Here is a 20,343-nt window from a genome sequence, read left to right as displayed (position 1 = left end):
CGACCAATGAATGATCGTTTGCCCCATGAAAAAGGCTTCCACATCTCCTGGGACCAGATCCACCGCGACAGCCGGGCGCTGGCCTGGCGGCTCGACGGCAATGGACCCGAAGAGGGCGGCACCTGGAAAGCCGTGGTCGCCATCACCCGCGGCGGCATGGCGCCGGCGATGATCGTGGCCCGCGAGCTCGACATCCGCACCGTCGACACTATTTCGGTGAAATCCTATGACCACAAGAGTCAGTCCTTGGCGGAAGTGCTGAAATCACCGGACGCCGCCATTATGGGCGACGGCACCGGCATTCTGGTCATCGATGACCTGGTCGACAGCGGCAAAACCCTGCAGCTGGTGCGCGACCTGTTCCCAAAGGCGCATTTTGCCACCGTTTATGCCAAGCCCGAAGGCCGCCCCGATGTGGATACGTTCATCACTGAGGTCAGCCAGGACACCTGGATTTTCTTCCCCTGGGATATGGCGCTGCAATATGTACAGCCCTACCGCGGCAACGACTGAGCGCTGTGGCGTTCCGACCTGACTTTTGGTCGGCATACTGACTATTCAAACGCCCCGGCCACCTGGCCGGGGCGTTTTGCTTTGCAGCCGACCGCGCCTCCGGCGCGCAGCCCGGCGCCAGCCCCATACCTGAGCGTCTGCTCTGCCGGGCTGTGACGGTCTCTGCTTTTTCTTTTATTCTCTGCCCCTTACGCGGCCATTTTCTGGTCGTTCTCTGCCTTGTTGCGCGCCTCTCCGCCGACATCCAACCGCATCGACAAGCGCCCGCCCGCAGGCCGCCGGCTGCTGCTGCTCCGGAGCCGCCCGTCACGCCTCCCCCGGGCCGGCAAAGCAGAGCCGCTCAACTTCAATCGCGGAGGCTCCGCGCCGCAGGCGGGGACACCGCTATTGCTGTTGAACGGGGCGGCGCCGCCGGTCAGGTCAGGAGGGGACGGGCGGCACCGCTGCAGCAGCTGTTGCTGCTCTGGTGAGCCAGGAGCATTTTCTGCTTCTGCTTCTGCTTCTGCTTCTGCTTCTGCTTCTGCTTCTGCTTCTGCTTCTGCTTCTGCTTCTGCTTCTGTTGTTTTCATTGTTGGCGTCAACGTCCGTCACCCCCGGGCGCTGGCCCCGGTCTATACGCTCTGTCCCGGTCGTTACGCCCTGTGGTTACGCCCTGTTCCGGTCCTCACGCCCTGTCTTGGCCCCTTCCCTGCGCCCAACCCTGTACCCCACGCCTGCTGCCGTTGCGACCGGCTATTTCACCAGCGATTTGTAGCCCGCCGCCAGTCCCCCGGCGCGTTTCTGTGCCGCCTCAAATTCAGCACCACTGAAGGCCTGAATGGTTTTCAGGTTGCAGACGCCACCGCTGGCCCCGGCCACCATCAGCACCGCAAGCATGCCTTCCACATCGTCGGTGCTCACGACCATTGAAAAATCACTTTCCCCGGTGGTGACCAGGTATGACACCAGCGAACCACCGGCAGATTCCACGATGCTCTTCACCGCGACACTGCGGTCGCTCGGCGCTGCAATCAGGCCTTTGATCGCCTCTGAAGTATAATTTCCGGTCACAATATAAGTTGCCATTGCTATTTCTCCCTTGTCAAAACTGTTAATTTTCACGGTTCAGAAATGCCGCCGCAGCGCCGCTGCGGCCCATATGCGGCGCGCCGAGCTTACCATAAATCCGGCGCGTTTTCAGGCCTGCTGTGGTTTCACCACGTTCCCAGAAGCGCTTTGTCGCAACAGCAGTAAAGGGGGAGGGGGCGCCGCGCCAAAGGCGCGGCGCCCCCTCCCCCTTCCTCCGACTTCATCTATCATCGTGAACAGCGCTCAAATCGCTGCGGGACCAGGCTGATATTTCAGCTTTTCCCCCGGCAGTACCGGCGCTAAGCTCCCACAAAACAATGCTGTTACAGGAAAAATTATGACATCGCCCAAAGCCCCGCATCTGGCCGCAACCTTTACCCCGCCAGTGATGGAAGCCCGCCGCTGGCTGGACGGTGTCACTTTCAGCGCCGACATGCCGCTGATCAATGTCAGCCAGGCCGCACCGGTGGCACCGCCGCCGCGCGCCCTGCGCCAGGCGATCGCAGATATTGCCCTGAACGACACCGAAGCCCATCTCTATGGCCCGGTGCTGGGCCTGCCGGCACTGCGCGCAGAAATCGCGCTGCAATGGTCCGCAGCCTATGGCGGCAACATAAGCCCGGATCAGGTCGCCATCACCTCGGGCTGCAATCAGGCCTTTGCCGCTGCCATGGCGTCCCTTGCTGAGGAGGGCGACGAGGTCATCCTGCCAACCCCTTGGTATTTCAACCATAAAATGTGGGCGGATATGAACGGCGTGACGGCAGTGCCGCTGGCAACCGGCGACACATTGCTGCCCGACCCGGCGCAGGCCGCCGCGCTGATCACCGAAAAGACCCGCGCCATCCTGCTGGTCAGCCCCAACAATCCCGGCGGGGTGGAATACCCGGCCGCGCTGCTGCGCGAATTTTACACCCTTGCGCGCGCCCACAATATCGCCCTGGTGGTGGACGAAACCTACCGCGATTTCGACAGCCGCGAGGGCGCACCGCACGACCTGTTCAGCACGCCGGACTGGGACCAGACCCTGATCCAGCTCTATTCCTTTTCCAAAGCCTTCCGCCTCACCGGCCACCGGGTCGGATCAGTGATCTGCGCCCCGGACCGGCTGGCCGAGATCGAAAAATATCTCGACACCGTGTCGATCTGCCCCAATCAGCTGGGCCAGCGCGCCGCGCTCTGGGGCCTGCAGCACCTCACGGACTGGCTGGCGGGCGAGCGGCTGGAGATCCTCGACCGCCGCGCCGCAATTCACGACGAATTCCCCCGCCTCAAAGCCCGCGGCTGGCGCCTGCTGGGCTGCGGCGCCTATTTCGCCTGGCTGGAGCACCCGTTTGACATCGCCTCAGATGATCTGGCGCGCAAACTGGTGCACGAGGCCGCAATTCTGGCCCTGCCCGGCACCATGTTTATGCCCGTATCCGATCCGGCGGCACAGCGCTGTCTGCGCATCGCCTTTGCCAATATCGACCGCGCGGGGATCAAATCTCTGTTTACCCGGCTGGAAAAGCTCACGCTCTGACTTGCCCCCACCCCACATCCCCCCTAAACATTCTCAGACGATTAATAATTTGCAGGCGAGGCAAGACCATGAGTGCGGCAAAAAGCAAGACATCCAAACTGCTCGGCGGCGGGCTTCTCGGTCTCCTTATTGTCGGCCTTGCCGGCTTTGGCGCCACCAATTTCAACGGCAATATCAGCTCGATCGGAGCTGTCGGCGACAGCGAAATCGACATCAATATCTACGCCCGCGCCCTGCAACAGGAGCTGCGCGGCTATGAGGCCCAGCTGGGTCGTCGCATGACAATGGCCGAAGCCCAGATCTTTGGCATCGACCGCCAGGTCATCTCGCGCCTGTTCGCCGAGGCGGCGCTGGACTTTGAAACCAGCCGCGCCGGTTTTTCCGTCGGCGATCAGGAAGTGGCACGTCAGCTGCGCGACATCCCGGCGTTTGGTGGCATCGACGGTACGTTTGACCGTGACGCTTACCTGTACACTCTGGAACAGACCGGCCTCTCGGTCGAAGAGTTTGAAGACGGGCTGCGCCGCCAGACCGCACGCTCCATCGTCGAAGGCGCCATCATGAGCGGTGTGACCACCCCCGATCCCTATGGCGATTTCCTGATGTCCTGGATTGGCGAACAGCGCTCGATCTCCTGGATCAAACTGACTGCAGCCGATCTGTCTGAGGGCACCGGTGAGCCCACCGAAGAGGCGCTGCTGGCGCAATATGAAGCCACGCCCGAAGCCTGGACCGTGCCCGCCAAACGCATTCTCACCTATGTCTGGCTGTCGCCCTCCATGCTGGCCGACACCATCGAGGTGGACGCACAGGAGGTGCAAAACCTCTATGACGAGCGCATTGACCAGTATCAAAGACCGGAACGCCGCCTGCTGGAACGGCTGGTCTTTGGTGCCGAGGAAGACGCCCAGGCCGCCCGCGCCGCAATTGACGCCGGCGAAAAGAGCTTTGACGAGCTGGTCACCGCGCGGGGCCTGAACCTCGCCGATATTGATCTCGGCGATGTCGCCAAAGACGATCTCGATGCGGCGGCTGACGCGGTGTTTGCGCTGGACGAGCCCGGCATTGTCGGCCCGGTGATGACCGATATCGGCCCGGCGCTGTTTCGCATGAACGCGGTGCTGCTGGAGCAGATCACCACCTTTGAAGAGGTCCGCTCTGAGCTGGAAGCGGAGCTGCGCAGCCTGCAGGCGCGCAAGGATCTGTCGGCGCAGTTTACTGAGATCGACGACCTGCTGGCCGGCGGCGCCACGCTGGAAGAGCTGAGTGACGAGACGCCGATGCAGCTGGCAACACTGGAATGGTTTGACGGTGTGGACGCCGACATCGCCGGTTTTGACGCCTTTAACGAAGCCGCAGCCGCAGCCGCGACAGACGATTTCGCGGAAGTGATCGAACTGGCCGACGGCGGGCTCGCCGCGCTGCGCCTTGACAGCGAGGTGGCGGAATTCCTGCGGCCGCTGGACGACGTCAAAGTGCCGGTGATCCAGGCCTGGGAAATCGCAGAAATCTCCCGCCTTCTGACGGCGCGCGCCGAAGACATTAAAACTTCCGTGGAGGCCGGCGAAGCCTTTATCAACCAGGGCAGCCCGGTGCAGACAGAAAAAGACCTGAAGCGCACCGAGTTTATTCAGGGCACCCCACCAGCGATGCTGGCCGACGCTTTTGAACTGGAAAGCGGTGCTCTGTCGGTGATCGAAGATACCGATGGCATCATCCTGATGCAGCTGGGCGCGATCACGCCCGCCGACGCACAAGATGAAGACAACGCCACCATTCGCACCCGTCTGGACGATGAAACCGCCAACAGCCTGTCCCTGGACCTGTTCACGGCTTTCACCGATGCCGTGCGCCAGGATGCTGGCACCACCTACGACCAGGCAGCGATCAATGCCGTCAACGCTTCCTTCCCCTGAGGATCTGACCTGTGGCCAATCTGACCCCGTCTTTTGACGATTTCGAAGCCGGTTTTAACGCGGGCAAATCCCAGGTGGTCTACAGCCGCCTGGCCGCCGATCTTGATACGCCGGTCTCGCTGATGCTGAAACTGGCGGATGCGGCCAAAGACGCCTTTATACTGGAAAGTGTCACTGGCGGCGAAGTGCGCGGACGCTATTCCATCATCGGGCTGAAACCCGATCTGATCTGGCAATGTCACGGCACCACCGCCCGCATCAACCGTCAGGCCCGCTTTGATCCCGAAGCGTTTGTCGACGAGACCAGCGACCCGCTCACCAGCCTGCGCGCCCTGATCGCCGAAAGCCGCATCGATCTGCCTGCGGATCTGCCGGCGGCCTCCGCCGGGCTGTTTGGCTATCTCGGCTATGACATGATACGGCTGGTGGAACATCTGCCCGATGTGAACCCGGATCCGCTGGGCCTGCCCGATGCGGTGATGCTGCGGCCCTCTGTGGTGGCTGTGCTCGACGGGGTGCAGGGCGACGTGATCGTGGTGTCACCGGCCTGGGCAGGCTCCGGCCTCTCGGCCCGCGCGGCCTATGCGCAGGCGGCAGAGCGGGTGATGGACGCGGTGCGCGACATGGAACGCGCGCCACATGATGCCAGCTCAACGCTCGGCGACGCGGTGCAACTGCCGGAACTGACCTCAAATTTCACCCATGAGGGTTATAAAGCGGCGGTGGAAAAAGCCAGAGACTACATCCGCGCCGGGGACATTTTTCAATGTGTGCCGTCGCAGCGCTGGACCCAGGACTTTCCGCTGCCACCCTTTGCACTCTACCGCTCGCTGCGCCGCACCAACCCGTCGCCGTTCATGTTCTACTTCAACTTCGGCGGTTTTCAGGTGGTGGGCGCCAGCCCGGAGATTCTGGTGCGGGTGTTTGACGGTGAAGTCACCATCCGCCCGATCGCCGGCACCCGGCCGCGCGGCGCCACACCTGCAGAGGACAAAGCGCTGGAACAGGACCTGCTGGCGGACCCCAAAGAGCTGGCCGAACATCTGATGCTGCTCGATCTGGGCCGCAATGACACCGGCAAAGTCTCCAAAATTGGCACGGTGAAACCCACCGAGCAGTTCATCATCGAGCGCTACAGCCACGTGATGCATATTGTTTCCAACGTCACCGGCGAACTCTCGGACGAACATGACGCGCTCTCCGCGCTGCTTTCCGGCCTGCCCGCCGGCACCGTGTCCGGTGCACCCAAAGTGCGCGCTATGGAAATCATCGACGAGCTGGAGCCGGAGAAACGCGGCGTCTATGGCGGCGGTCTGGGTTATTTTTCGGCCAATGGCGATATGGACATGTGCATCGCCCTGCGCACTGCGGTGGTGAAGGATGAAAAACTCTACATCCAGGCCGGTGGCGGTGTGGTCTATGATTCAGACCCCGAAGCTGAGTTTCAGGAAACGGTGAACAAATCCAAAGCCATCCGCGCTGCCGCACAAAACGCCGGCCGTTTTGCCCGTGGCAACGGGTAAAGGAAAACTCCCGCCCCCGCCCCACTCAGTAAACTGAGCGCGCCCGCGTTGGGCCGCGCCGCGCTAACGCGCGGCAAGAGGCGAATTTTGGCACTGGCGCGCTATAAGACGGCACCGGCTGCGCCTGGGGGTTTCCGTTTCGGAGCCGCCCTTCGCCGGTCCCGTACAGACAGATCCGGCGAAGCGCTCAGGTGAAATTACGGAGGCTCCGCGCCGCCAGGCGGGGACACCGTCATTTCACTTGAACGCGCCGGAGGATCTGTCAGGGACATTGGGCGAAGGGCGGCAGCGCAAACGGATTTCCGTTTGGGTGAGACCCGGGCAACTTTCTGAAATGCATTTCTCCCTGCCCGCTCACAAAGCAGAAAGACATTGGCTGCAAAAACGGGCGACAGCAACGCCGCCCCAGCTTTGCAGCACGGTGACATCATCGCCCGGTCTCTGTGGCAGCACCGGCGGAACAACGCCCGCTCCTGTTCTGGCACCCGTTTTAAGGCGCCGCAAAAGAACCGGCCGGGCCTGCGCAAAGCGCCCCCTCTGCGCCAGAGAGATTTTGTGCACCCGTCTCAAGAACCAGACCGTGCCACCCGCAACAACAATGCAAAAAGGGCGCCTGGCTGGCCCCGGACGCCCCTAAAAAGACCAGCGTGGCCGCGAGGCCACTCCTTTTAATTGGCCTGTGGCCTGGTTATTTGCCGCCCGCAACCCCAGCCAGCAAAGCGACAGAGACCGGAGCCAGCGCCACCCGGGAAGCGCGGTTGCCAAACCGCCATTCCGCCAGCGCTTGCAGCGTCTCAGGCCGCAGATGGCCCACCATGATCACCGAAGGCTGCAACCCGGCGCGAAACGCCGCCTGATCCAAAAACCGTTTCATTGCCGCCACATCCTGGCCGGCACTGTCAAACTCACGAAACACCAGCGCCGCCGGGGTGCCGGTGCTCGCGGCCTCCTGCTGCGCCGCATTCAGCCCGCGCGCGTAAGTCAGGAGCCCGAGACCCGACTGGGCGGCGGAGGCCACGATCTGGGCCGCCACCGGACGCGACAGCTGAAAATTGCCGCGCGCCACATCCATCAGCGCAACCGCTTCTGTCACCTGACGACGGGCATCTTCCACCGCCACAGCCGCATCCGACGCACTGGCCGCCTGCGGCAGGCTGACCCGGGCCAGCACCTCATAGCCGCCGGCGCGATACTGCGCTGCCCGCACCGCTGCGTCCGCCCGGCTCGCATCCACCGAAAAACTGACCGGGAACGGCAGAGCCGCAAGCTCAGCTGCGCTCAGCTGCATCTCGCCGGTGTCCAGCAAGACCACCGCCATCAGCGGCCGCTGCTGCGGATTTTCAAACGCTGCGGCAAAATCGGTGATCGCCACCCCGGTGCGCGCCGGCACGTCCTGCTGAGACAGATTGCTCATGACCCCGGTGTCTGACGCCTCAGCCACATCGCCAAAATCAACCGCGGGGTCGCCATTGCCGGGTGTGCCACCGCTGGCACCGGTTCCTGTGTCACCAATTCGGGGCAGCCGCGCGACGCGCGCCGCACTTCCCTGCGGCGCCGGCGCAGTGCTTTGCTTCGGCGATTCCGGCGCCAATTTCAGGTCGGATGCGGCAGAAGAACCTGACGCCTGCGGCACGACAGTCGTTGCAGGCTCTGTTACGGCCGGTGCGGGCGCGACATCGCCCGCTGCCGCTTCACCGGCAGGCACAGCACTGCTGTGGGGCGGGTTTTCCTGTTGCAGCACGGCAGATGTGTCAGCCCCCGCCCGAACGCCGGTCTCTGCCACCACGCCGGCCATATCCGCGCCGCCAAAAACATCGGGCGCAGGCGCATCAGGCGCGGTCCCCACCGTCACCGGTGTCACCTCGCCGGCCGGGGCCACCGGTGCCATGGCTTCAGGCGATGGCAGCACCGGCTGCACCGGGTTTAACGCCACATCCGGCATCAGACCGGGCGCAGGCGGCGCGGCAGGTGCCTGCGGGTTTGGCACCAGCGCCGGGCGCGCCGCAGGGCTGGTGTCAGCACCGGCGGGCACCGGCGCAGCGCTGGGATCAGCCACCGGCAACACCGGGTCTCCCAGCGGCACATCCGCCACCAATGGCACCGGCGCCGCCGGCAGGCTGTCTTCGCCCCCTGGTACATCCGGCGCCAGCGCCGCCATCGCCGGCGGCCGCGGCGCGTCGGAATTCAGCACGACATATCCGCCAATCTGACTGGCCACCGACAAGGCGCCAAACGAGACCAGCCCGCCCCAGACAATTCCTGCAAATATTCCGCGTGCCATCTGACTTCTCCGTCCTGTTTCAAGGTGTTTCCCGGCGCTGAAGCCTTGACCCCTGGTACTGCCTTATGACCATGTATAGCCGGACAAAGACGCAGGGGGACAGCCCTGTTTCAGACTCTCTTAATTCGCGGGCCCTGCCCGTCACACCAAAGGCGATGCCATGCTGCTTCTGATCGATAACTACGACAGTTTCACCTATAACCTGGTTCAGTACCTGGGCGAACTGGGCGCAGATGTGCAGGTCTGGCGCAATGATGCTCTGAGTGTGGAAGACGCGCTGGCGCTGAAACCGGCCGGTATCCTGCTCTCGCCTGGTCCGGCCACCCCGGACGAGGCCGGCATCTGCCTCGCACTGACCGCGGCAGCAGCAGAGCACAAAATCCCGCTGATGGGGGTCTGCCTCGGGCATCAGACCATCGGCCAGGCCTTTGGCGGCACCGTCACCCGCTGCCACGAGATCGTACATGGCAAAATGGGCAGCATGCATCACCACGGCAGTTCCGTGTTCAAAGACCTGCCCAGCCCGCTGCAGGCCACCCGCTATCATTCCCTGATTGTGGAGCGCGAAAGCCTGCCCGACTGCCTCGAAGTGACCTCAGAACTGGAGGACGGCACCATCATGGGGCTGGCCCATCGTGAACTGCCGATGCACGGCGTGCAATTCCACCCTGAATCCATTGCCTCAGAACACGGGCATGCCATGTTGCAAAACTTTCTGGACACAATGAGGGCAAACGCATGAGTGACCTGCTGAAACCGCTGATCGGCCTCGCCGCAGACCGGGCCCTGAGCCGGGCTGAGGCCGAGACCGCCTTTGACGTGCTGTTCACCGGCGCGGCTTCTGAAGCACAGATCGCCGGGCTGCTGATGGCGCTGCGCACCCGCGGTGAAACCGTTGCCGAAATCACCGGCGCCGCCGCGGCGATGCGCGCCCGCTGTGTCGCGGTTCAGGCCCCCGCCGGGGCCATCGACATTGTCGGCACCGGCGGCACCGGCAAACCAACGCTGAACATTTCCACCGCCACCGCCTTTACCGTCGCCGGTGCCGGCGTGCCTGTGGCCAAACACGGCAACCGCAAGCTGACCTCAAATTCCGGCGCCGCAGATGCGCTGGCGATCAACGGGGTCGAAGTGATGGTCAATGCCGAAGTGGTGGAAAAAGCGCTGGCAGAGGCCGGCATTGCCTTCATGATGGCACCGATGCACCACCCGGCGATGAAACATGTGATGCCGGTGCGCCTGGCCCTTGGCACCCGGACGATTTTCAACATTCTCGGACCGCTGACCAATCCGGCCGGGGTCAAACGCCAGCTCACCGGCACCTTCAGCCGCGATCTGATCCGCCCGATGGCGGAAGTGCTGGCCGCGCTGGGATCAGAAGCGGCGATGCTGGTGCACGGCGCAGACGGCATGGATGAACTGAGCATCACCGGCAGCTCCTGGGTGGCTGAGCTGAAGAACGGGGTGGTGCGTGAGCATGAGATCCACCCCGAAATGGCCGGTCTGCCGGTGCATCCGTTTGCCGCCGTCACCGGTGGCACACCGGAGCAGAACGGCGCGGCGATGGCTGCGGTGCTGAGCGGGGAAAAAGGCGCCTACCGCGATGCGGTGCTGCTGAACGCGGCGGCGGCGCTGATGCTGGCAGAGAAGGCCACGGACCTGAAACAGGGTGTTGCGCTTGCCGCCGAGGCAATCGACAGCGGCCAGGCCATGGGTCGGCTGCAAAGTCTCGCACGGATCAGCCAGGGCGGCTGAGAAGGCGCCCGACACGACGCAACACGCTGCCTGTTGCGACAGGCGGTGCTTTGCATACGCCCGTTCTGCGTCAGATTGCAGGGATTTGCTGCAATTTGCAGCCGCGACAGCTGCGGCGCGGATCTCTCCCCTTTTTGGCGCGCCCGTCCTGGCCAGGTGACTCGCGTCAACCTGGCCAGGTTTTCCGCCATTTCCGGCCGCTATGTCCGGCCGCTATGTCCGGCCCCGAGCCTGGCGCACTGACAGCGCCGCGCCCACAGCCGCCTTGTGCCAATCTGCATATCCCCGACCTTGCAGCTCCGTGCAGCTCCGATAAGTTCGGTGCAGGCCAGGGCGGCATCAATGGACGGTTTTTGGCCAGCGGGCCTTGCCCCCGCAAGCCCCCTGCCAAATTTGCTGAATCGCTCCCGGCAGCTCTCAGGCGTCGCCCGGGCGCCGATGATCACCTGTGCCTCAAGACCGCGGCCAGCGCCGGATAAGGCAAGCCCTGAACCAGGAACCGCCCTGCCGTACGGGTCACGGCGTCGCAACAACACTGGCCCGCAACGCACCGGTTCAGCCTATGTTCGCCAAAGACACCCGCAGGTCTGCAACCCCGGGCATCCGGACACCATGACAGAGGGGGCGCGTGGGACCTGTGGTCCCACGCGCCCCCCACCGCGAAGCCGTCAGGCTGCGCAACTGCCCATCGGCCGCCCCGGCCCGACGGCACCCCAATCGCACTGCGCCCCGGTGTCGGTATGCATAGTCGCTGGCAATACCGGCACACTAGCACGCCACAATCAGGCAACCCTGACCTCAGGGCAGATGGGCACAGGCTTGTGACGCAGGCTGTCGGGTGTTAGCCTGGCGAAAATTTTATTAATGATGTTTGGAATTTACCTTGACGCTGCGCGACAGGACCCGGATCCGCCCGTTTTTTCTCAACCCCTCCATTTCAAATCTTTTCTCCGCTCTCAGCATTGCCCTGATGACCCCTCTGGCGATCAAAAACCTGTTCTTTGGCAAATACGTGCTCAGCCTGCTGATCCTGCTGTTCATTGTCGCCATCATCACCCGCATGCTGGCAATCAAAGCCGGCAAAGAGGCCCAGCTGACCGGCGTCGTGGTGCTGGTCCTGATGGTGGCCACCAATCTGGCCAGCATCCATTACCTCGGCCTCTACGGCGTGTTCTGGATCTACCCCAGCGCGATCGTCTGTTTTTTCCTGCTGCCGCGCGCGACCGCCAACCTGTTTGCGCTCAGCCTGACCGGGCTGACCGCCGCAATGTCCTGGCCGATGCTGGACCACCAGATCGTCATCCGCCTGGTGGCCAGCGCCGGGCTTACCATTCTGTTTCTCAATGTCGCGGTCGGGGTGATTTCAAGCCAGGAGACGCGGCTGATCAAACAAAGCCTGCTGGATCCGCTGACCGGGGTTTTCAACCGGCGCCATATGGAAACCTGCCTGCGGGACGCGACCGACCAGTTCTCCGACGGCGGCCAGACCGCCACTTTGCTGCTGATCGACATCGACAATTTCAAAAGCATCAACGATCGTTTCGGCCACACCACCGGCGACGCGGTGATTTGTGAAGTCGCCGATCTGCTGATGCAAAACAGTGCCGGGACCGCGCCGTTGTTCCGGCTTGGCGGCGAGGAATTTATCCTGCTGCTGGACAAGAGCGACAGCAAAACCGCCATGCTGCGGGCCGAAAAGCTGCGCCGGATCATCGAGAGGGCGGACATTCTGACCGGACGGCCGGTGTCGGTCAGCATCGGCGTTGCAGAGGTGCGCGCAGATCAAAGCACCAGCCACTGGATCCGCGATGCGGACAAGGCACTGTATCTGGCCAAAAACAGCGGTCGCAATCAGGTCCGCTGCGCCTGAGTGTATGAAGATGGCAACAGGGATGCCGGGTTAACCGCAGCCGGCGATGCGCCGCCGGACCTGGCGCCCGGTGCAGTGGCTATCAAAGACGCCTCACGCAGAACAGAGAGACCTGGTGCTGATATTTCCGCAGAAACAGCCGCCACCGCCACCAGTGTCAGCCCGGTTTCCACAGGGAGTTCCCCCGCCGCCCGCCAGGTTTTCCCGCTTTTCCGCTGAGACCCTCCCAGCGCCACGGAGGCAACAGGCTGGGCGAGAAAATCGTTCAGAGAGGGGGTGTCAGAGTGTTCAGTTTGCGCCCGGCCGCGTCCCGCCGGCGCGTAGCTGCCCGTTTCATTCTGCAGCCCCCCGCCCGGTACTTACATGCACATGCCTGCGCGGATTTAGCCTGCACAAGCCTGGCCGGACGGCTCGCGGGTGCGGCGCAGTGCAGCGGATCAGCTGCCCGGAAATATCTCCGGCGCGTCCGCCTCAGAAAGTTCGGCTTCAAACCGGATCAGATCCTCCGGCACCGGCAGTCCCAGACCGCGGAATTCTGCAATTTTTTCGCGAAGCTGCTCCTGCAGCACATGGCGGTCGTCCGGACATTTAGCGATTTCATCCAGGATCATCATGGCCGACGCCCGCAACGCTTCAAAGGCCATACGCACCCCTTTCTGCCCTCACACGGGCAAATTGTCCCACAAATCATCTTCCGTCTCATCAGCCTCAGACCGCGGCGCAAACCTTTTGCCCGGCTCCTGCAACCCGTCCAGTTTCTGATGCAACGCTTCTTTCAGCCTGGCAGCGCGGTCCGCGTCACCAACCATCTCATCGACAATACCGTCAATCTCATCTTGTCTGCGATGGGCCATCTCATCCTCCCGTTAGCCGACCATCCGCGCGGCCGGAACACCAGCCGTCCTCAGCCTACCACAGCCGGGCCCGATCACCTATCTGAGCATTCAGCGGTGCTTCGCGGCACAGGTTTTGCAAAACGGCGTGCCCGGCAACAGATCCAGCCGGTCCGGTGAAATCTCTTCGCCACATTCGGTGCAATAGCCGTATTCACCCGCGTCCATCCGCGCCAGCGCCGCCCGGATCATGCGCATTTCCGTCTGACCGGCGGTGCCCATCCGCTCCAGAACCTCGTCTTCTTCGCGCTCGACCGCCGCCTCTTCCCAATCGTTGGATTTCCGGGTCTCAAGACTGCTTTCAATCTCGTGCAAACGCGAGTCAAGCTCTGCCAGCCGCGCTTGCAAAACCTCGCGTTTACCTGTGATTTCAATCATGATCCCCTCCTTATCCTGCGCCATGATGTACCAGATAAGCTAAACGGACCTTGCGCAATATCAAGGACGGGATCAGGCAATTATGTCAGGGTCGCACGGGTGCGCGGCAGCTTAGTCCAGCGGCGGCAGGTCGCCAAGCGGTGGCAGATCGCCCAGCGGAGGCAGGTCTCCCAGCGGCGGCAGATCCCCTAAAGGCGGCAACCCGCCCGCCGCAGGAAAATCACCTGGCGCAGGCAGATCTCCCAGTGGCGGCAAATCGCCCAAAGGTGGCAGGTCTCCCAGCGGCGGCAGATCACCCGCAGCCGGGAAGCCCCCTGGCGGGGGCAAATCAGCCATGCCGGCCATCGGCGCCGGCGCGGCCCCGCCCATCGGCGGCATCGATGCCATTGATGGCATCGTCGGCACCGCAAAATCGGTGCCCGTCGCACCCTCGCCGGGCGCGTCAAACCGGATGCGCACCGCGCGCATGCCATTGGCCTGGCCCAGCCGTGCACCAGACACCCGGCGCCCGTCGCTGCCTACCAGCGACACCCGCGACAACACCGCACGCGGCACCGGAATTTCATCGCCGACCTGCAGCGACAGCACTGTTTCGATCGGCAGCGAGAACCGGTGCAAGACCGCCTCGATGACCGCCTCGGTTTGCAACACCGTGGCTTCCATCTCGCCGCTCCAGCTGCTGGATTCCTGCTCCTCTGCATGGCTCATCGGCAGGCTCCAGGGCAGAACAACCCAGAGCCTTCCCTTTTTGGCGCCCCCTGGCCCAAGATCAATTTTCAGCTGAAAACAACGGTAAGGCACGTCGTCCAGTTCAAGCCCGATGGCGCGTTTCTCAGTGAATGGCGCCACATAGCGATAGCCGCGAACATCCGGCAACGCATTGAAAGACGTAAGGATTTCCTCGTAGATCGCCACGATACGGTCGACCAGTTCGGAACACATGATCGCGTCGGTCGCCGTTGGCATGCGCTCTTCCGCCGGTCGCGCCAGCACCTTGCCGATGGTGGTCTGCTCAATCACCGCGGCGACAAAACCCGGGTCCAGCATCACCAGACCACGGCTGCCGTCCGCCGCTTCGGTCATCGCATAGAGCGCCGGGTCCGGCATATCAGAATCCAGCTTCGCCAGCGTCAGCCGTGCCACTGCAATCTCGCGGACACTGGCCACAAGATCGTCAAATTCTGCGGCCGCACGCGCCACTGCAAGCCGCCAGGCCTTGTCCGGAGACATGGCGGTGACTTCGGGCGGCGGTCGCCCGGCCCCGGCTTTGCGCCGCATTGCGGTTACTGTTTCGTCCTCAGACATAGGTTGCACATCCGTCCCAACTCAGCCGTCACCCTGACATCACATGGTTAACGTGCGGTTTATTTCTGCTGCTGTACCGCCATCCCGGCCGCATTGACAGCCTGCTGTTTCAGCCGTGGCAGCCGCACCCGGAAGGCCGCCCCGCCCTGGCCGGGCAGATAGGCGATGCTGCCGCCCAGCTTGTCCATAATCTGATGGCAGATCGCAAGCCCCAGACCGGCGCCACCGGCCGCCGCCTGGTCACTGAGTCGTGAAAACTTCTCAAAAATCACCGTCTGGCTGGCGGTGGCGATACCACTGCCGTTGTCGATGAAATCCACAAAGATATCGTCGCCGCGCCGCTGTACTTCAATGCGCAGCTCCGGCGTGTCGGAATCGCAATATTTGCGCGCATTGCTGATCAGGTTGATAAAGACCTGGCGCAGCCGGTCGCTGTCGGTGAACAGCGGCAAAGCCTCGCGGGCACGGTTCCGCTGCACCAGCATCAGCTGCTGTTCATTGGCCGGAAAGCTGGTCTCCACCGCCCGGTCCAGCACATCCACCAGCATGGCCAGTTGCCGCTGCAGCGTCAGCTGACCGTTTTCCAGCACGCTCAGATCAAGCAGATCATCCAGCAGCCGGGTCAGACGCAGCGTCTCTTCATGGATGATGCCGGAATAGCGCTGCAACTGCGCAGGCTCCAGCGCGCGCCCCTCCATCAGGATTTCGGAAAATGCCCGGATCGAGGTCATCGGCGTGCGCAGTTCATGGCTGATCTGGGACAGGAATGCGTCTTTCTGCACCGACAGCGCGGTCAGCTTTTCGTTGGCCTCCCGCAGCTGGCGCGCGGTGCGGCTCAGCTCCTCGGATTTGGCCTCCAGCTGGCTGGAATATTCCAGAATCTGCGCCGCCTCATCCGCCACCGCCATCAGATCCTCCACCGAGACCGAGGCCCCGGCCGCGATCTGGCTCAGCATCGCATGCGCCGTGGCCGCGCCGACGGAACCGGCCAGCTCCCGCTCCAGACTGTCGACAAATTCCATTGTTGTATCAGGTAGATAGCCGTGTTTTCCCTGCTGAGCTGCGGCGCGCTGAAACAGGCTCTGCGCCTGTTCCGCCCCCATGATGCGCTGCGCCATCACCAACAGGTCTTCGGCGGTGGCCACCCCGGAATGCGCCCCGCTCCGCAGCGCAGCGGAATGCTCAAACACATTGACAAACTGGGCCCCCTGCAAGCGCTCCACCGGCTGCGGGAAACTGATCAGCGAACCGGCGACATAGGCCAGCGTATTGAGCACCATCGACCAGAACACCGCATGCACCACCGGGTCCAGCCCGCTGACCCCAAACAGCGCCTGGGGTCGCAACCAGCCAAGACCCCAGGGCCCGGATTGCAACAGCTCCGCCGGCAGGATCGCCCCGGCGCCGAACGAGGGCAGAAACAACGTATAGGCCCAGACCACAAAGCCGGTGACCAGCCCCGCCGCCGCGCCAACCCGGGTGCCGCCACGCCAGAAAATGCCCCCGAGCAGTGCCGGCAGCGCCTGGGACACACCAGCAAAAGAAACGATGCCAATGGCGGCCAGCGCCTCGGAGCCACCTGAGAGGCGGAAATAGAGATAGCCCAGCGCCAGAACCCCGGCGATGGAGGCCCGCCGCGCCGTCAGGACCACATGGCGCACATCGCCCGACATCGTGGCGCCGCCCTGCCGCTTCATGTTCAGCCAGATCGGCATCACAATATGGTTGGACACCATGGTGGAGAGCGCAATCGCCGCCACCACCACCATCGAGGTGGCCGAGGAAAACCCGCCGAGAAACGCCAGCGTCGCCAGCACGCCGCGATCCAGGCTCAACGGCAGTGTCAGCACAAACAGATCCGGATTGGCGCCCGCCGGCATCATCTGCAGCCCGACCACCGCAATCGGGATCACAAACAGGCTCATCACCATCAGATAGGCCGGAAAGGCCCAGCTGGCGGTGAACAGGTGCTCTTCGCCGGTGTTTTCCACCACCAGCACCTGAAACATGCGCGGCAGGGTCAGAAAGGCCGCGCCCGACAGGAATATCATCGTCGCCCAGCGCCCGGGGCGCATCTGCCAGGTGGCAATGTCGGACTGATCAATACGGGCGAAAATGTCGGCCGGCCCGCCAGCAATGCCCCAGACCACAAACACCCCCACCGCCACCAGAGCCACCAGCTTGACCACCGCCTCCAGCGCGATGGCGGTGACCACCCCGTAGTGGCGCTCATTGGCGTCCAGATTGCGGGTGCCAAACAGAATGGTGAACACCGCCAGCCCGACCGCAACCCAAAGCGCGGTGGCGTTCTGATCGGCCAGATAAAGCTGTCCCGGCGCCTGGCGGGCAAAGACCGAAAACGACAGGCTGACCGATTGCAGTTGCAGCGCAATATACGGCGTGGTGCCGATCACTGCCAACAGGGTGACAATCACTCCCAGCTGGGTCGATTTGCCATAGCGCGAGGAAATCAGATCGGCGATCGAGGTGATGCGCTGACTGCGCCCGATGCGCACCAGCTTGCGCACGACCCACCACCAGCCCACCATCACCAGCGTCGGCCCCAGGTAAATGGTGACAAATTCCAGCCCCGAGCGCGCCGCATAACCCACCGCGCCATAAAAGGTCCAGGCGGTGCAGTAGATCGACAGCGACAGGGTATAGACCCAGGGCGAACGCAACCAGCCAAACCGCCCGGCGCGCGCCCGGCGCTCGGCGATAAACGCCACGCTAAACAGCAGTGCCACATACAGCACCAGGGCGAGGATCAGGACGTTAAAGGCAACCATTATGACGCCCCGTCTGATCCACTGGCGGGCCCGCCGCGCCGCGCCGCATCACCGCCCCCGCGTGCGGCGCCTCCGTGCTCTGTCCGGCCGTCTTCCGCGCTCCAGCTTTCAACGCCGTCGTCCTGTGCGGTCCCCTCTTCAGCGCCGCTATGCTCTGCGCCGCCATCTTCTGTTCCGCCGAACTCTGTGCCTGCGTCCTCTGTGCCCGCGTCCTCTGTGCCCGCATCCTCTGTGCCACGCCCGGCGCCACCGGTCCCGTCTGAATACGGTTCACCAGCAAGGGAAGAGGCGCCTGCATCCGGTCTGGTATCCGGGCTGGCATCGTTAGTGGCAGCAAAGCTGTCCCCGGACCGGCCACCGGGCCCGGCTCCCGGCGTTGCCCCTGGCCGTTCAACACGCCCGGCAGCGGACATGCCGCTCTCCTCATTAATATCGCGCCCCCCCACCCGGGCAAACCCGGCGGAGACGGCCCAGGCCGCAACAATCAGCCCGCTCCAGATCGCAAATATATAGCGGGTGGTTTCACCGGTGCCCACCGGGCTGTCCGGCTCCGCATGGACCCAGAGCAGCGGCATCAGCAGCAGGAAAATGCCCAGCAACGGCAGCACCCGCGCCGCGTCCGACAGCCGGCGGCGGCGGTACGACCGGCGCTCCAGAAAAAGCGGCGCCAGCCCCCGTTTCACACGTTCTCCAGCAGCTCACGCACCGCCGCCAGCATTTCGGCATTGGAAAACGGCTTGGTCATGAAACGGCTGGCACCGATACGTTCTGCCAGCTCACGGTCCTTTTTCTGCCCCCGCGCCGTCAGCATCAGCACCGGCAGCGCCGCCAGCTCCGGCTCCGCGCGCAGTTCGGTCAAAATGTCATAGCCCGACCGGTTTGGCAGCATCACGTCCAGCACCACCAGATCCGGTGCCTTGTCGCGCACCGCCTGCGCCGCCGTCGCCCCGTCGGCATGGGTTTCCACCACCCAGCCGTCACGCGACAGAATGAACCTGATGGCTTCAATGATATTTGGCTCGTCTTCAATCAGCAGGACGCGTTTGCCCATCAGCCGATCTCCCCCCTGTGTGATTGTGCAGCGCCCGTGCATGACGGGCCGGATTTTTCCCGATCCTAGCCGCCTGAAAGCGCTGCTGTCAAAACCCCGTTCACGATCCGGCTCAATTTCCTGCCTGAAAGCCCGGCTGAAGGCCAACCAGATCCCCGCGCCGGTATCTCAACTGTAATGCTGCCGTATCGCGGCATCTCAGCCGCATCTCAGCCGCATCTGTGCAGGAGCGGCGCATTTCTGCCCTGGTTCATTATCACAACCTTGCCTCAGCTGGAACGCTGCATCTCAGCTGTATCTCTTTATTTCAGCCTCTCTTGCTGGCGGAGCCGCGCCCTGCCCGCCTAAAACCCCTCCGCCAGGATTGAAGGCTCGCGCCGCGCAGAACAACCGGCCTGCGGGCAGATCCGGCAGGAGGTGCCCACCGGCTGCAGCGGCAGACCCGCCGCCATCTCCGCCACCGCAGCAGAGGTGCTGCCCGGCTGCGAGGCGTCTTCGGGCAGGATTAACATGGTGGCCTCCAGCACCTGGGGTGCGTCAAAGCGCGGCGGCCCCAGCGGCTGCGCCACCGCCCAGGCCATGAAGCGGCGCGGTTCGCGCCCGGCCAGTTCCAGCCGCGCCCGGAACGGCACCATCGGCCGCGCCAGCGCCTGATACAGCGGCCAGAGCGGACAGGCGGCGCCAAAACGCGGCAGGGAAAACCCGGCCGCCGGTTTGCGCTGCGTCAGCGTGCCGGACCCGTCACAGATCACCAGCCCGTAAGGCCCGGCCCCACCCGTGCCCTCTTTAGTATCCGCCTCGTCCGGCAGGCTGCCCAGCCGGCGCAGGATCCGGGCCAGGTCGGTGCCAAAGCGTTCCGCCAGCGCCGCCGGATCGCCCGCCAACGCCGCCACCTGGGTACGGAAACTGCGCAGCGGCAGGCGTAATGCATCCTCGCGGTAGCGCCCGAGCCAGGCTGTGGCCAGACTCCGCGCCGGCCGGCTGTCCAGCGGTGGCGCTTCTGCCAGCACCGTGTCCACCGAGGCCGGCCCCGGCCCCTCAAGCTCCGCCACATGCCAGCCCTGGTCCTGCAGCCACTGATCCACTTCATCCTGGGGCGCGGAGGTGCCCTGGTCCTCATCCGCCCCCGCATCCAGATAAGACACCAGCGCGCGCGAGCTTTCCGCCAGCCGCTGACTGTCCTCGTAAATATTGCGGTGAAAGCGCGCCTGCCATTCCGGATCGATGTCACCACTGTTGACCAGAATGCCGGAACTGGAGCGGATCGCTGTCACATTGGACAGCATCTCATGCAGGGACGCCGACAGGAACGGATCATGGGTCAGCCGGTCGGTCAGAGTTTCCACCGTGCGTTCCAGCGCCGCAATGCGCCCGTGCTGCGCCCGGATCAGCGCCGCCCAGCCCGGGTATCGCCCGGCCAGATCCTCGAGTTTGTCCATTTCCGGCGCCGCTGCCCCCCCCGCCACCGCCACCGCTGCG

Annotated in this window: 18 protein-coding genes; 7 read left to right on the top strand and 11 right to left on the bottom strand. The window is 63.8% G+C overall.

Annotated features, from left to right (window positions below; all coding sequences use genetic code 11):
* Nucleotides 1-6: 6 nt before the first annotated feature.
* Nucleotides 7-513 carry a xanthine phosphoribosyltransferase gene (gene gpt / locus DWA01_RS11550; protein ID WP_114285997.1) on the top strand — a complete coding sequence of 169 codons (507 nt, stop codon included), beginning with the start codon at nt 7-9 and terminating at the stop codon, nt 511-513.
* Nucleotides 514-701: 188 nt separating this feature from the next.
* Here the strand turns inward: gpt and DWA01_RS11545 are convergent, their stop codons facing one another.
* Both DWA01_RS11545 and DWA01_RS11540 read right to left on the bottom strand, forming a co-directional pair.
* Nucleotides 702-1,082 carry a hypothetical protein gene (locus tag DWA01_RS11545; protein WP_114285996.1) on the bottom strand — a complete coding sequence of 127 codons (381 nt, stop codon included), beginning with the start codon at nt 1,080-1,082 and terminating at the stop codon, nt 702-704.
* A 163-nt stretch (nt 1,083-1,245) separates the two neighbouring features.
* Complete coding sequence (locus DWA01_RS11540; RefSeq protein WP_114285995.1) at nt 1,246-1,578, bottom strand: GYD domain-containing protein; 333 nt, start codon at nt 1,576-1,578, stop codon at nt 1,246-1,248.
* A gap of 340 nt (nt 1,579-1,918) precedes the next feature.
* Here DWA01_RS11540 and DWA01_RS11535 point away from each other — a divergent pair, with 340 nt between their 5' ends.
* The 3 genes from DWA01_RS11535 (at nt 1,919) to trpE (ending at nt 6,542) form a co-directional block, all read left to right on the top strand.
* Nucleotides 1,919-3,103, top strand: coding sequence for an aminotransferase (locus tag DWA01_RS11535; RefSeq protein WP_114285994.1), 1,185 nt, complete (start codon nt 1,919-1,921; stop codon nt 3,101-3,103).
* 68 nt (nt 3,104-3,171) lie between these two features.
* On the top strand, nt 3,172-5,019 hold the full coding sequence (locus DWA01_RS11530; protein WP_114285993.1) for a peptidylprolyl isomerase: 1,848 nt from the start codon (nt 3,172-3,174) through the stop codon (nt 5,017-5,019).
* An 11-nt stretch (nt 5,020-5,030) separates the two neighbouring features.
* Nucleotides 5,031-6,542, top strand: a complete 1,512-nt coding sequence (gene trpE, locus DWA01_RS11525) for an anthranilate synthase component I (RefSeq protein ID WP_114285992.1) — start codon at nt 5,031-5,033, stop codon at nt 6,540-6,542.
* Nucleotides 6,543-7,230: 688 nt separating this feature from the next.
* On the opposite strand, the gene DWA01_RS11520 is transcribed toward trpE, so the two are convergent.
* Nucleotides 7,231-8,823, bottom strand: coding sequence for a divergent polysaccharide deacetylase family protein (locus tag DWA01_RS11520; protein WP_114285991.1), 1,593 nt, complete (start codon nt 8,821-8,823; stop codon nt 7,231-7,233).
* A gap of 160 nt (nt 8,824-8,983) precedes the next feature.
* Between DWA01_RS11520 and DWA01_RS11515 the strand changes: the two genes are divergently transcribed.
* From DWA01_RS11515 to DWA01_RS11505, 3 genes are all read left to right on the top strand, one after another.
* A complete protein-coding gene (locus DWA01_RS11515; protein WP_114285990.1) occupies nt 8,984-9,565 on the top strand; it encodes an anthranilate synthase component II in 582 nt (193 codons plus the stop codon).
* Nucleotides 9,562-10,578 (top strand): anthranilate phosphoribosyltransferase, encoded by a 1,017-nt coding sequence (gene trpD / locus DWA01_RS11510; RefSeq protein ID WP_114285989.1) that lies wholly within the window; start codon nt 9,562-9,564, stop codon nt 10,576-10,578. Before DWA01_RS11515 ends, trpD begins: the two co-directional genes overlap by 4 nt.
* Nucleotides 10,579-11,449: 871 nt before the next feature.
* Nucleotides 11,450-12,448, top strand: a complete 999-nt coding sequence (locus DWA01_RS11505; protein WP_114285988.1) for a GGDEF domain-containing protein — start codon at nt 11,450-11,452, stop codon at nt 12,446-12,448.
* A 437-nt stretch (nt 12,449-12,885) separates the two neighbouring features.
* Here the strand turns inward: DWA01_RS11505 and DWA01_RS11495 are convergent, their stop codons facing one another.
* The 8 genes from DWA01_RS11495 to DWA01_RS11460 all read right to left on the bottom strand — a co-directional run.
* Complete coding sequence (locus DWA01_RS11495; protein WP_114285986.1) at nt 12,886-13,092, bottom strand: hypothetical protein; 207 nt, start codon at nt 13,090-13,092, stop codon at nt 12,886-12,888.
* Between the two features lie 18 nt (nt 13,093-13,110).
* Nucleotides 13,111-13,302: a hypothetical protein gene (locus DWA01_RS11490; protein WP_114285985.1), complete on the bottom strand. Its 192-nt coding sequence runs from the start codon at nt 13,300-13,302 to the stop codon at nt 13,111-13,113.
* Between the two features lie 90 nt (nt 13,303-13,392).
* The gene (locus DWA01_RS11485; protein WP_114286029.1) at nt 13,393-13,719 is read right to left on the bottom strand and encodes a TraR/DksA family transcriptional regulator; all 327 of its coding nucleotides are present in this window, start codon (nt 13,717-13,719) and stop codon (nt 13,393-13,395) included.
* Nucleotides 13,720-13,830: 111 nt separating this feature from the next.
* Nucleotides 13,831-15,024: a FliM/FliN family flagellar motor switch protein gene (locus DWA01_RS23870; RefSeq protein WP_114285984.1), complete on the bottom strand. Its 1,194-nt coding sequence runs from the start codon at nt 15,022-15,024 to the stop codon at nt 13,831-13,833.
* 59 nt (nt 15,025-15,083) lie between these two features.
* A complete protein-coding gene (locus DWA01_RS11475) occupies nt 15,084-17,813 on the bottom strand; it encodes an ATP-binding protein (RefSeq protein ID WP_114285983.1) in 2,730 nt (909 codons plus the stop codon).
* A complete protein-coding gene (locus DWA01_RS23590; RefSeq protein ID WP_114285982.1) occupies nt 17,813-18,496 on the bottom strand; it encodes a hypothetical protein in 684 nt (227 codons plus the stop codon). The genes DWA01_RS11475 and DWA01_RS23590 overlap by 1 nt, the downstream gene beginning before the upstream one ends.
* Nucleotides 18,493-18,864: a response regulator transcription factor gene (locus tag DWA01_RS11465; RefSeq protein WP_114286028.1), complete on the bottom strand. Its 372-nt coding sequence runs from the start codon at nt 18,862-18,864 to the stop codon at nt 18,493-18,495. Before DWA01_RS11465 ends, DWA01_RS23590 begins: the two co-directional genes overlap by 4 nt.
* Nucleotides 18,865-19,208: 344 nt before the next feature.
* Nucleotides 19,209-20,343, bottom strand: a 1,135-nt coding sequence (locus tag DWA01_RS11460; protein WP_114285981.1) for a short-chain fatty acyl-CoA regulator family protein, incomplete at its 5' end; no start/stop codon positions are given.

It is taken from the genome of Candidatus Halocynthiibacter alkanivorans, from assembly GCF_003333265.1.
GTDB classification, from domain to species: domain Bacteria; phylum Pseudomonadota; class Alphaproteobacteria; order Rhodobacterales; family Rhodobacteraceae; genus Halocyntiibacter_A; species Halocyntiibacter_A alkanivorans.
Note: the sequence above shows the minus strand (reverse complement) of the source record. Positions and strands in the feature narration are given on the sequence as shown.